A 12,201-nucleotide genomic window follows, 5' to 3' on the forward strand; every position below is an offset into this window, starting at 1 on the left:
CCTGTTTCATGGTTTCGATCGCGGCGGCCTTGTCCCCTGGCAGCACTTCGGCCAGACACTGATCGATTCCAAGCCCGGTTGCCACGCCATGCGCAGCGCCCCGACTATCGCCGGTAATCAGCGCGGTTCTTATCCCCATCTGCTTGAGGCGGTCGATACTGGCCAGCGCCTCTGGCTTCAGCCGGTCGCCAAAGGCGATCAAGCCCAGCACCGCTTGGGCGCTTTCCGACGCCAACCAGGATACAGTCCGCCCTTCGGCTTCGAGGTGCTTCGCGGTGTCTGCGAGATGGTCCATCATGAAGCCGCGCTCCTGCATCAATCGGGTATTGCCAAGAACGTAGCGTGTGCCCTCAATTTCGCCGGCAAGCCCGCGTCCGGGCAAGGCCTGGACGAAGCGCGCAACCACCGGGCTCAACCCCGCGTCCTGGGCAGACTTGCCCACGGCTCGGGCCAAGGGATGCTCGCTACCCAACTGAAGACTGGCAGCAAGGCTGAGGAGCTGCCGGGCATCACCGCTGCCGGATTCGAGGGCCACGACCTGGGGCTTGCCTTCCGTCAGCGTGCCGGTCTTGTCGAAGACGACGGCTGTCACCTTGTGCGCCACTTCCAGCGCCTCCGCATCCTTCACCAGGATGCCGTGTCGGGCGGCAACCCCCGTTCCCGCCATGAGCGCAGTGGGCGTGGCAAGACCCAATGCACACGGACAGGCAATCACGAGCACGGCGACGGCGTTGATAATCGCCGTCTCGACATCACCGCCGTACGCCCACCATCCACCAAAGGTCAGCAGGGCGATGAGCATGACCACCGGGACAAATACCGCACTCACCCGGTCCACCATGCTCTGAATGGGCGCCTTGGCAGACTGGGCACTCTCGACCAACCGGATGATCCGGGCCAAAGTGGTTTCCGTACCGATGGCCGTTGTCCGCACCAGCAGCAAGCCGTCGGCATTGATCGCACCACCGCTGACGCGATCTCCCGGCTGCCTGGGGACCGGCAGGCTTTCACCGGTCAACATGGATTCGTCCAAGTGGCTTTCTCCTTCCATGATTTGACCATCCACTGGGACCCGCTCGCCGGGCTTCACAACAACCACGTCGCCCACGCGGACCGCATCGATGGTGATCTCCTGATCACCGTTGTCAGTACGAATGCGGGCAACGGCGGGTCTCAGAGCCTGGAGCGCCCGGATCGCCTCGGTGGTTTGCCGCTTGGCCCTGGCTTCAAGCCACTTGCCCAGCAGAACCAGCGTGATCACCACGGCTGAAGCTTCAAAATACAGGTGAGGCATCTCACCGCCTGTCGGCTTTGCCAGGAGATATACGCTGAGTCCGTAGGCCGCAGTCGTTCCAAGGGCCACCAAGAGATCCATGTTCCCGCTACCTGCACGCAGTGCCTTCCAGCCTGCACGGTAGAAACGCAGCCCCAGCCAGAATTGAACAGGGGTTGCCAACAACAACTGCACCCAGCCGGGCAGCATCCAATGTGCGCCGAAGAGATCAGCCAGCATCGGAATCACGAGCGGAAGGGAGAGGGTCGCCGCAACTGCAACAGGCCACCATTCGGCACCCTGGCGGACTGATGCTGCGGCAGCTGGGGAGCCCTCCGTCTGCAATGCGGCATCGTAACCCGCTTTCCGGACGGCCTCGATCAGGGCCGAGGTAGGCACGCCACGAGTCAGCGTGACATGCGCTTGTTCAGTGGCGAGGTTGACGACGGCACTCACGACACCGGGAACCCCGGCCAGAACCTTCTCCACTCGCGCGGCGCAACTGCTGCACGTCATCCCCGTGATCGCCAAAACCCGGTTTTCCTCAGGGACATGGAAACCCGCCTTCTCAATCGCCTGGCGCACGGTCGTCAGATCAACGACCGAGTCGGACTCCAGCAACGCCGATTCGGTAGAGAAACTGACGGTGGCCCTGGAAATGCAGGGCAAGCGACCCAGCAGCTTTTCTACGCGGGCAGCGCAACTGCTGCAGGTCATGCCCTCAATACCGATCGATAGCGCCTGGCGGGGCAGCGTGACAGTGGAAGAACTCATGATGCAACTCCTGTTGAGGTGACAGGAGCAGGCTAGACCTTGCCATCATGGGAAGGTCAACGGCGTCGGAGCCCTTTTTTCACTTTGTGATCGGGACGGTGGTGGGAGCGACCATCCTCTGGAAGTCTGGACGAGGCTCCTGTTCCTGACATGCAGGTGACGCAATTGTCACCCCCATGTTCGGGTCTCGTAAGGGTCGGTAGCGCATGCTTCAACTGCAGGCTCACTCATGACCGAACCAAAGGAGAAAATCATGAAACTCATTTCCACCATATTTGCCGCGCTGCTGCTCACTGCCGGCGCTGCCCATGCAGATATCAACGACAAGGACAATCACGTTGAAGGCGTTGGCGGACACACCCTCAACGAACTGCAAAAGCAAGGCAAACCCACGGCTGCCGATGTGAAGAAGGAACGCGATCTGCAGAAGAACTGGGATCGGGAGAAGGACAACCACATGGAGGGGGTTGGCGGTCACGCACTCCATGAAGCCAAGAAGATGCCGCCGGCGACAAAGGAAAGCCAGGCCAAAAAGCGCGAAGCCGAAAAGACCTTGGATCGGGGTAAGGACAACCACGAAGAAGGTGTGGGCGGACACGGCCTCTACGAAGCGACCAAGGGCAAGTAGCCCCGACGAGACTCACTTGTAGATCCGACGCGACCACATTCGCGCCTGTTACTCAAGCCCTGACACTCAGTCGGGACTGCCAACAGCCGCGTTTCATCCAGCAACAAAGCGGCCCGACAACATAACAAGCCGCTGACAAAACTGTCATCGGACGGTTTGGCTCCCGTAAGGAGCCAACGTCCATCATAGAAGTGCAGGATCACCTGCACACAACCAAAGGAGAGAGAAATGCTAAAGAAAATGTTGGTCGTGGCCGCGCTGAGCGTCATAGGTACAACGGGTGCATTCGCTTCTGATGAGGCGCGGGCGGCAGCGAAAGAGGTCATCGAGCTGAAAGATGGCTCGACGGTTTATATCTTCAAGGACGGGAAAATGGCCATGGAAGACAAGTACGGCCGTGCGACTCGCATGAAGCAAGAAACCGTCATGGAAACCAAGGATGGCCGGAAGATCATCATGCATGGCGATGAGGTCATGCGGCTTGACTCGCTACTACGACATGGCGATGGGAGCTAGTTCTTCCGTTGCCGCCTGAATGGCATGAGAGCCCTCAATGCACCCTGAGGCAGCTTGGGGGCTCACGAGATTCATTGTCGATGGCGACTAGTCTCAAAATGCACATCAGAACATTCTGGCGATGGCTTCCACAGGCTTGATGCCAACTCCGAACCGGGCGATGGCTTCCCGGTGTTGGCGTAGCTCTCCGTACGGTAGGTAGCGGATGTTGAGCTCCCTAACCTGTGAGAAGGCCGGCCTCAGCACCTGCTGCCGGACATCGGCCTCTCGTTCATCCGGAGCGACGAGGAATAGATGATGGCGCTGGGCCGCGCCACCGGACAAAGCCAGATCCAGCAGCCGAACGATGCCGGAGTAGATCGAGGTCGTATGTTCGACCTCGAATGCCGCCACCACTGTGCCGGATTCTCGTTCCAGCCAGATCACATCGATGAGCCGCACCGCGTCAGCTCCTTCATTTTGCAAGGCCAGGGGCAAGACCGTGAGGCACCCATCGGCGAGGCGCCCTCCGTTATAGGGCCGACTCTGGTCGTTGCTGGCAATCCACACCGAGAACCCCAGGGCCAGCCCCAGGTCTCTCAGCCACCCTTGCACTTCGGTATGCCCCTCGTCGGAAACCCGATTCTTGTCGAGTTGCTTGGCAAAGGCGGCGGTTTCCTCCCGGACTGCGGCCAGATCCTTGGCCCAGGCATCGGTTGCCTTGGCATCTCCCTCGGCGGGCGGCAAGGGATAGCGCTCCATGCCCAGATCGAACATGAGCCCGGCAACCGCGCCCAGATCATTGGACAGAAGATCCCGGTGGCGCTGATTGAACTCGATGAGTCCCTGCCGCATCGCAAGGTAATGATCCCAACGCCCAAGCTTGACGGCAGCGCCGGTCAACGCGTTGTAGCCTTTGACGATGGCGGTATTGAACGGGACGACGATCGTCGGGTGAATGAAGTAAAACAGGTTGGCCGCGGCGGGGCCGAGGCCTTTGATGCTCTTGGCTTCGAGCGTGCGGATCGCCTGGAGCACGTCGGCCTCCTTGGTGCAGCAGTGGCACGCATGCAGCAGCCGTCCAAAGGCGCGTTGATTGTCCCGGTCTTCGTAGATGTCCGGAATCCGCAGTTTGGGCTTCCACAGGAACGCATGATCGGCCCCCTTGAAGGGGTCGCCGCAGAATTCGGAAAAAATCGTACGCTAAGGTTTTCCGCTGCGTAGCGGCCGAAACTCTCCATCCTCAACCTTCTTGTTTTGCCGCCAGACGTAATCACCGGTCAGGTTGATGTGCTCCCAGCCCAATGGCGACAGATATTGCAGCAGTCCGTCATTGATGGGTTTGCCGGTCTCGCGCAGCGCCTGCGTTGCCTGGTCGAGATAGACGGTGTTCCACAAAACGATAGCGGCGGTCACCAGATTGAGTCCGCTGGCTCGATAACGCTGCTGCTCGAAACTGCGGTCGCGGATTTCGCCAAGCCGGTTGAAGAACACGGCCCGGGCCAGCGCGTTCCGCGCCTCACCCTTGTTCAACCCGGCATGGACTCGACGACGCAACTCGACATTTTGCAGCCAGTCCAGGATAAACAGCGTGCGCTCGATCCGCCCCAGTTCGCGCAGCGCAACCGCCAAGCCATTCTGGCGTGGGTAGCTGCCGAGTTTCCGCAGCATCAAGGAGGCCGTCACCGTACCCTGCTTGATGGACGCCGCCAGTCGTAAAATCTCATCCCAATGGGCACGGACGTGCTTGATATTCAGCGTGCCGCCGATCATCGTGTTCAGTGCTGAGTAGTCCTCTCCGCTCTTGGGTACATACAGCTTGGTATCCTTCAGGTCACGAATGCGCGGCGCAAAACGGAATCCCAGCAGGTGCATCAAGGCAAACACGTGATCGGTGAAGCCGGCCGTATCGGTGTAGTGTTCCTCGATCCGCAAGTCAGATTCGTGGTACAGCAGGCCATCGAGCACGTAGGTCGAATCGCGCACGCCGACGTTGACCACCTTTGTGCTGAACGGTGCGTACTGGTCCGAAATGTGGGTGTAAAACAGTCTGCCGGGTTCGTGGCCGTACTTCGGATTGACGTGGCCGGTGCTCTCGCCTTTGCCACCCGCCCGAAAGCGCTGCCCATCAGACGATGACGTGGTGCCGTCACCCCAGTTCGCAGCAAAAGTATGGCGTAACTGGGTATTCACCAGATCGGCCAGCCCGGCGGAATAGGTTTCGTCACGGACGTGCCAGGCTTGCAGCCAGGCCAGCTTGGCGTAGGTCGCACCGGGGCAGGACTCGGCCATTTTAGTCAGCCCCAAGTTGATGGCATCGGCCAGGATGGCCGATAGCAATAGCGTCCGATCCTTGACCGGTTCGCCATCCTTCAGATGAACGAAATGGCGGGTGAAGCCCGTCCAGTCGTCTACGTCCATCAGCAACTCGGTGATCTTGATGCGCGGCAAGTACATGCCGGTCTGGTCGATCAGCGTTTGCGCCGCTTCGGGAACAACGGCATCGAGTGGTGTGATCTTCAGGCCGGAGTCGGTGATGATGGCATCCGGTAGTTCGTTGGCCAGCGCCAAACGATTGACTGTCGCCAGTTGTTCTTCCAGCAGGTGCAACCGCTCATGTAGGTATTGGTCGCAGTCCGGGTTCACTGCAATCGGCAACGTTTTCGCCTGCTTCAGTGTGACGAACTTCTCGACCGGCAACAGGTATTCGTCAAAGTCGCGGAACTGGCGGGAGCCTTGCACCCAGATGTCGCCAGAGCGAAGCGAGTTTTTCAGTTCCGAAAGGGCGCAGATTTCATAAAAACGGGTATCCGGATTTGAGTGTGTTTTCTGCCCGATGACGAGCGCGTGACAATCGATAGCAAAACCGGATTTTGTTGTTGCTTTTCTTCTGGCGTCGTCTTATACTAAAACCGGATTACAATGTGTTTATGAGGTTACCATGGCAAATCTGACACTGACGCAAGCGCAGCAGCGGTACATCGACCGAGTGAAAGAGCTTGCTCCCGGATGCGGCAAGCGGATTGCGGTGGGTGCTCGGCTCGAATTGAGCCGGTGGGCGAAGCGTCACGGGTTCGACCAAACGGTTGTGCTCAACGATGCCCGCGACATGGTGCAGTTGGAACGGGACGCGAAAGCGCAAGCGGCATGATGACCGGCGAGACAATGCAGGCAGAACGTCCGATGGTCCGCGAAGGACTGCGGCAGGTGCGCGGCGCCTCCGAACGCGACATTGCCATCGCCTTGGTTCTTGAGCTTGCGGAATCAGTCCTGCACCGCTTCTCACTGCTTGGGTTTTACGATAACGATCAGGACTTTCTGGGCGATCTGGCAAACAGGCTCGGCGTGGCAGATGACAGGGCGTTCCGCAACAAGCTGACGCGGGTTGTGCGCAGACTGGTGAGTTATGGCGTGCATACCCAGAATCGATGGACTTGAAAGGAGTGAATCAATGAGTGCAATCGACGCAATGCTGTATTTCACCTTCCGGGAAGGTGGTGATGTCGGATCGGGAGTTGTGGTGGACGTGGCGACCGGCGAATTCGACGGGGAACAGGCTTACCACGATATGGCGAGCCTCACCGAAGATGCCCCTGCCGGGCCGGAGGGACATTACCTGCAAGTCGGCGAGCATCGGTTCGAGGTCAAGCACGAAACTGGAAGCAACTGGACGTTCCGCGTGATCGACCTCGACGGACTCCAGCGTGTTGCGGCCGAAATGGAACCCGAGTCCGAGCCGGAGCGTAAGTCGGGCTACAGTTCGCCGAGTCCGTTCTGAGGTAGGTAATCGTAGATGCCGACCATCAGCACGTTTTACGGAATCCTGATTCAAATGTTCTGGAACGATCACGCGCCGCCGCACTTCCATGCACTCTACGCCGAGCATGAAGTGCTGATCGACATCCGGACCCTGGACATCCTGGAAGGCGAGATGCCCCGGCGGGCACTTGCCTTGATTTTGGAATGGGCGCAGGAACATCGCGCCGAACTCATGGAGGACTGGGAGCTATGCGCACGCAATCAGCAGCCCCACAAGATTCGCCCCTTGCCGTAACGCCGCCTATCGAGCCGCGCATGCCGTGGCGTGTTGCGACCGTGGAAGCGCTACCGGACTTCCGGCTGCATGTCCGATTCGTGGACGGCACCGAGGGAACGGTGGACCTGACCGCGTTGGTCCATTCGCCCAGCGCCGGGGTCTTTGCTTCCCTCGCCGATTCTGCGCTCTTCGCCCAGGCGTTCGTTGAGCACGGTGCGGTGACCTGGCCGGGTGAGATCGATTTGGCCCCTGATGCCATGTACGCCGAGATTAAGAAGGGAGTGCAATAACGATGAAACTGGTTCTACTCACGGTTCTTGCGCTTGCTGGGCTCGCGCTTCTCCAGTTTGCCGTTGCGGCGCTGAGACAAGACCGCGCACGAAATGCCTTCCACCGCTGCCTGGAGTCAGCCCGAACTGCCGGGGTTGAAGATGCCTTCATGGCGCGTTTCAACTCGGCCGCACGCTACGGCGATTCCTTGGACAAGATCATCCAAGGTTGGGGAGCAACGAGGATTCGGCGCATGTGTGAAGAGGCGATGCCCAAATGATGAACAGTATGACGCTCGATGCGGTCGTGGAGACTGCGCTGGTCGAGAAGATTCAGCGGCAGGATCGCTTCATCGCGGAGCTGCAAGCCGAGCTTCAACGGGCACGACAAGCCTCTGTGGACGCGATGCTCGGGCAGCTTCGCTTACGTGAGGCTGTGCTTCTGTACGTGGGGCAAGACGCTGACAACTTCGCCCAGCAGATCGCCGAGAAGTTCGGCAGCGAGGTTGCTAGGGCGGTGTCGGCCAGCTTGTTTGTGCTCAACAACGCGCCCGTGCCGTCCTCGACACGGGATGCCTTGCGAACAGCGTGCAACCATGGGATGAGTAGGTGGTGAGCCACATGACAAAAGTCGAGGCTGCCGAGGCATGAGCACGAACGAATTCCGCCGACTGGCCGCGAAGATCGACCAGCACATGCAACAGCTCGCTACCCAGAGCATCAACGAGTCGCACGCCATCATCGATCGCATGATGGGGTACGTGCCAGATCTGCACAGGATTTGGGTCGGCACTTCCGACCAGCAGCTCATGGCGTTATCCCGCGAATTCCCTGGATTCTACCGCTACGCCATCATCATGGAAGAGGCATCTGAAGCTGAGCGCAAGAAGGCATCGCGACCCTATGACGACATGGCTGAGTTCTCCGAGCAGCACAAGCAAATGGGTGCGCAACTGCTGACCACGGCGGCCACGCTTGAGCGCGGCTACCAGGCGTTTCGTGCAAGCGGCAACCTCCAAGTCTTCCAGCCTCAACTCGACGAGCTGAACCGCCTGCATCGGCAGTGGCTGTCCGACCTGAACGCCTTTAAAGATTCGCTGCGCACGCTGGGCGCAGAACCAAAGGTATTGGAGTACGTGAACGAAGCGTTCGGCCGCCTGACGGATCGCATCAAACAGCTTGCCGGTTGATGCGGCCGGCGATGGAATCGACGAAGTAATGCCCGCAAATATCCTGAACCTCCCTGACTACAAGGTAGTTCGGGTCGAGGAAACCGACCACGACTACCACATCACCGCCGAGGTCACGAACCCGGCCACGGCATGCCCCTCCTGCCGGTCAGACTCGCTTCGCGGCCACGGCCGTAACGAACAACTGATCCGCGATATACCGACCCACGGCAAGCGCGTGGGCATCTACGTCGATACCCGGCGCTGGCGCTGCCTCGCCTGCGGCAAGACCTTCATGGAGTCTCTGCCGGCAGTGAACGCCAAGCGGGAAATGACCGACCGGCTGACCAAGTGGATCGGACAGCAGAGCTTGAAACGCACCTTCGCCAGCATCGCCGAGGAAGTCGGTATCGACGAGAAGACGGTGCGCAACATCTTCCGGGACTACATCAACGACCTGGAGGCGCAATTCCGCTTTGAGACCCCCAAGTGGATGGGCATCGACGAAATCCACCTGATCCGTCCCCGGTGCGTCATCAGCAACATCCGCAACAACACCATCGTCAACATGCTCCCGAACCGGGACAAGAAGACGGTGGTGAACTACCTGTACAACCTGGAAGGGAAGAAGGATGTCCAGTACGTGGCGATGGACATGTGGACGCCCTACCGCGATGCCGTCCAGGCGGTCATTCCTGACGCCCGCATCGTCATCGACAAGTTCCACGTCGTCCGGATGGCGAACGATGCGCTGGAAAAGGTCCGGAAGAGCCTCAGAGAGCAACTGACGCCAAAGCAGCGCCGGGGGCTCATGCACGACCGGTTCGTGCTGCTGAAGCGCGAGCGCGACCTGAACGACCAGGAGCGGCTGCTCATGGATGGATGGACGAAGAACTATCCCGAGCTGGGGCAGGCATACCGGCTCAAGGAAGACTTCTACGGCGTCTATGAAGGGTTGGGTAGCCCGGAGGATGCCTTGCGGCGCTACGAGGCTTGGAATCGGTCAGTGACGCCAGAAGTACGGGACGCCTTCCATGACCTGATCCGCGCTTGGTCGAACTGGCAGCCGTGGATTCTCGGTTACTTCGACCACCCTGTTACCAATGCCTACACCGAGTCCCTGAATAGCCTGATCCGGGTGATGAACCGGCTCGGGCGCGGCTACAGCTTCGAGGCGCTGCGGGCGAAGATTCTGTTCACCGAGGGTGCCCACAAGCACAAGCTGTCCCGGCCCAAGTTCGAGCGGAAGCGCGAGCCGGTGTCGGTGCGGGGGTATGACATGGCGGACGATCTGGTGGGCTACGGTCTTCCTACCCTGGCCAGGGTGGCACCGCCCAGGCCGCCCGTCCTCAAAGCCGCAGAACCACACCCGGATGAGGTGCCAGAGAAGAACTACGGCGCCGACATAAACACACTGATCCGGCTACTCGAAGAAGGCCGGCTGTGACCGTTCAAACACACTCAAATCCGGATACCCATAAAAACGGCGGTCGATTTCACCGTCGATGAAGACCAGTGATTTCCAGCGAGGTTTGATGAAGGCTGTCGGCGCGTCCGCCGGCACCTTTCGCGCGCTGTCGGAATTCATGCCGCGCACTACTTCAATGGCGTCCAGCACGCCCCGCGCTGCTGGTGCTGCGCGCAGCTTGAGCACAGCCAGGAATTCCGGCGTATAGCGGCGTAGCGTGTTGAATTGCTCACTGACCAAGTGCAAGTGATCGAACGACTCGGCTTGGGCGAGTTGATCGGCATCGGTGACGCTCTGCGTGAAATCTTTCCAAGGGATGATGGTCTCGATGGCGGTGTACGGATCAGTGCCGGACTGTTTGGCCTCCAGCAAGGCATGGCCGATCTTGGCGTACAGCCGTACCTTGTCGTTGATCGCCTTGCCCTGTTTCTGGAACTGCTGCTGATGTTTGTTCTTGGCGGTACTGACCAGAATGCGGTCGTGCAGATCGACCACCTCATCCGTGACCGTGGCTGAGCCCTCCAAGGCCAATGCGACCAGGGTGGCATAACGCCGCTCGCTCTCGAATTTGGCAAGGTCTTGCGGCGTCATCTGTCCGCCTTCCCGTGCCATCTTCAGCAGGCGATTCTGGTGGATGTGGCGGCCAATGCCCTCAGGCAGAGACAGTTCCTGGAATGCCTTCAGACGTTCGATGTGCTCCAGCATGTGCCGGGAGTTCGGCTTGACAGGTGATTGGCGCAGCCAAATTAACCGGGTGATGTTGCTCTCCGGTTTGAGCTTCAGCAGATCGTCGAGCCGGCGCCGGTGCTGAGCCGTCAGCGGCTCGGTTAATGTCCGATAGATGCGCCGGTTGGCACGCGTCACAGCTTCCGCGCAGGCCCGCTCGACAACGGTCAGTGCCGGCAGGATGATTTGCCGCTGCCGCAGTGTCTCCAGCGCTTGAGCGGCGAGCACCAAGCCCTTGTCGGTCTGCATGGCCAAATCGGTCAGGCCACGTACCAGAAAGCGGAAGTCAGACAGGCCAAACGGTGACAGCCCGAGATAGGCACGCAGTTCCTGGAGATGTTCGCGCCGTGTTTCATCGCGCTCGCCGTAGTTGGCCCACGCGCTGGGTTCAGCTCGGACTTGGCGGGCAACCCATTGGATGACCGGTTCCGCTACCGCCAAGTCGCTGGTCAGTGCATAGCCTGGATAACGCAACAGACAGAGCTGCACCGCAAAACCGAGCCGGTTCGCATCGCCCCGGCGTTGCCGAATCAGCGCCACATCGGTTTCGTTAAAAGTGTAGTAGCGGATCAAGTCATCTTGGCTTTCGGGGAGAGCCAGCAAGCCCGTCCGTTCCGTCGCGGAAAGTATTGAGCGACGCGGCAAGGTCAGTCGTCCGTTCTCAGGTATTGATACAAGGTCTCCCGGCTGATGCCGAACTCACGTGCCAGCGTCGCTTTTTGCTCACCAGCGGCGGCCCGCTGTCGCAACTCGGCCGCTTGCTCGGGTGACAGCGCTTTCTTGCGGCCTCGGTAGGCCCCGCGCTGCTTGGCGAGCGCGATACCTTCACGCTGCCGCTCGCGGATCAAGGCCCGCTCAAATTCTGCGAACGCACCCATGACCGAGAGCATCAGGTTCGCCATCGGCGAGTCTTCGCCGGTGAACGTGAGGTGTTCCTTGACGAACTCGATGCGCACCCTGCGCTGGGTCAGCTTCTGGACCAAGCGGCGCAGGTCGTCCAGGTTGCGGGCCAGCCGATCCATGCTATGCACCACGACAATATCGCCTTCGCGCACGAAGGCCAGCAGTGCGTCGAGTTGTGGCCGCTGCGCATCTTTGCCCGATGCCTTGTCGGTGAATACCTTGTCCACCTGAACCTGTTCCAATTGACGCTCCGGGTTCTGATCGAAGCTGCTGACCCGGACGTAGCCGACGCGTTGACCTTTCAAAGTTCTCTCCCGAGCGAATTCTGTCAGGTAGAAATCCATGACCTGTCGCGGCATGTGTCAATAAATTGAATATTCGACTCTATCCGGACTTCTGTAAGCGGTCAGCCCTGACATCAGGTTGGGGTATAGCTAAAAATGACACCGCGAGGCCACGC

15 protein-coding genes and 1 pseudogene are annotated in these 12,201 nt (G+C 59.8%); 11 read left to right on the forward strand and 5 right to left on the reverse strand.

The annotated features are described in order from the left end of the window. Positions 1 to 2,047, reverse strand: a 2,047-nt coding sequence (locus ACIQ09_RS13130; protein WP_398310432.1) for a heavy metal translocating P-type ATPase, incomplete at its 3' end; no start/stop codon positions are given. Between the two features lie 229 nt (positions 2,048 to 2,276). Between ACIQ09_RS13130 and ACIQ09_RS13135 the strand changes: the two genes are divergently transcribed. Together ACIQ09_RS13135 and copK are read left to right on the forward strand one after the other, a co-directional pair. Beyond that, positions 2,277 to 2,675, forward strand: coding sequence for a hypothetical protein (locus tag ACIQ09_RS13135; protein ID WP_398310435.1), 399 nt, complete (start codon positions 2,277 to 2,279; stop codon positions 2,673 to 2,675). A gap of 228 nt (positions 2,676 to 2,903) precedes the next feature. Next, entirely contained in the window at positions 2,904 to 3,191 is a 288-nt protein-coding gene (gene copK, locus ACIQ09_RS13140; RefSeq protein ID WP_169148639.1) for a periplasmic Cu(I)/Cu(II)-binding protein CopK, read from the forward strand. 105 nt (positions 3,192 to 3,296) lie between these two features. Here copK and ACIQ09_RS13145 read toward each other — a convergent pair whose 3' ends face one another. Together ACIQ09_RS13145 and ACIQ09_RS13150 are read right to left on the reverse strand one after the other, a co-directional pair. Next, entirely contained in the window at positions 3,297 to 4,208 is a 912-nt protein-coding gene (locus ACIQ09_RS13145) for a type II restriction endonuclease (protein ID WP_398310438.1), read from the reverse strand. Between the two features lie 165 nt (positions 4,209 to 4,373). Further along, on the reverse strand, positions 4,374 to 6,029 hold the full coding sequence (locus ACIQ09_RS13150) for a Tn3 family transposase (protein ID WP_398310499.1): 1,656 nt from the start codon (positions 6,027 to 6,029) through the stop codon (positions 4,374 to 4,376). An 82-nt stretch (positions 6,030 to 6,111) separates the two neighbouring features. On the opposite strand from ACIQ09_RS13150, the gene ACIQ09_RS13155 reads away from it, so the two are divergent. The 9 genes from ACIQ09_RS13155 to ACIQ09_RS13195 are packed head-to-tail and all read left to right on the forward strand — an operon-like array spanning position 6,112 to position 10,091. Then, positions 6,112 to 6,321, forward strand: a complete 210-nt coding sequence (locus ACIQ09_RS13155) for a hypothetical protein (protein WP_217986304.1) — start codon at positions 6,112 to 6,114, stop codon at positions 6,319 to 6,321. Then, positions 6,318 to 6,608, forward strand: coding sequence for a hypothetical protein (locus ACIQ09_RS13160; RefSeq protein WP_217986305.1), 291 nt, complete (start codon positions 6,318 to 6,320; stop codon positions 6,606 to 6,608). Before ACIQ09_RS13155 ends, ACIQ09_RS13160 begins: the two co-directional genes overlap by 4 nt. Before the next feature lie 13 nt (positions 6,609 to 6,621). Next, positions 6,622 to 6,948 carry a hypothetical protein gene (locus tag ACIQ09_RS13165; protein ID WP_217986306.1) on the forward strand — a complete coding sequence of 109 codons (327 nt, stop codon included), beginning with the start codon at positions 6,622 to 6,624 and terminating at the stop codon, positions 6,946 to 6,948. Between the two features lie 15 nt (positions 6,949 to 6,963). Further along, entirely contained in the window at positions 6,964 to 7,224 is a 261-nt protein-coding gene (locus ACIQ09_RS13170; protein WP_217986307.1) for a DUF4160 domain-containing protein, read from the forward strand. A gap of 20 nt (positions 7,225 to 7,244) precedes the next feature. Continuing rightward, positions 7,245 to 7,496: a DUF2442 domain-containing protein gene (locus ACIQ09_RS13175; RefSeq protein ID WP_217986308.1), complete on the forward strand. Its 252-nt coding sequence runs from the start codon at positions 7,245 to 7,247 to the stop codon at positions 7,494 to 7,496. Positions 7,497 to 7,498: 2 nt separating this feature from the next. After that, the gene (locus ACIQ09_RS13180) at positions 7,499 to 7,756 is read left to right on the forward strand and encodes a hypothetical protein (RefSeq protein WP_217986309.1); all 258 of its coding nucleotides are present in this window, start codon (positions 7,499 to 7,501) and stop codon (positions 7,754 to 7,756) included. Beyond that, the gene (locus ACIQ09_RS13185) at positions 7,753 to 8,091 is read left to right on the forward strand and encodes a hypothetical protein (RefSeq protein WP_217986310.1); all 339 of its coding nucleotides are present in this window, start codon (positions 7,753 to 7,755) and stop codon (positions 8,089 to 8,091) included. Before ACIQ09_RS13180 ends, ACIQ09_RS13185 begins: the two co-directional genes overlap by 4 nt. Before the next feature lie 31 nt (positions 8,092 to 8,122). Beyond that, a complete protein-coding gene (locus ACIQ09_RS13190; RefSeq protein ID WP_217986311.1) occupies positions 8,123 to 8,665 on the forward strand; it encodes a transposase in 543 nt (180 codons plus the stop codon). 28 nt (positions 8,666 to 8,693) lie between these two features. Continuing rightward, positions 8,694 to 10,091, forward strand: coding sequence for an ISL3 family transposase (locus tag ACIQ09_RS13195; protein WP_398310445.1), 1,398 nt, complete (start codon positions 8,694 to 8,696; stop codon positions 10,089 to 10,091). Between the two features lie 30 nt (positions 10,092 to 10,121). On the opposite strand, the pseudogene ACIQ09_RS13200 reads toward ACIQ09_RS13195, so the two are convergent. Further along, positions 10,122 to 11,483, reverse strand: a pseudogene (locus ACIQ09_RS13200) (DUF4158 domain-containing protein); the annotation flags it as partial. A 2-nt stretch (positions 11,484 to 11,485) separates the two neighbouring features. Beyond that, entirely contained in the window at positions 11,486 to 12,046 is a 561-nt protein-coding gene (locus ACIQ09_RS13205) for a recombinase family protein (RefSeq protein ID WP_398310502.1), read from the reverse strand. Positions 12,047 to 12,201: the final 155 nt, after the last annotated feature.

Source organism: Zoogloea sp., from assembly GCF_044344315.1.
In the GTDB taxonomy this organism is placed as follows: Bacteria; Pseudomonadota; Gammaproteobacteria; order Burkholderiales; family Rhodocyclaceae; genus Zoogloea.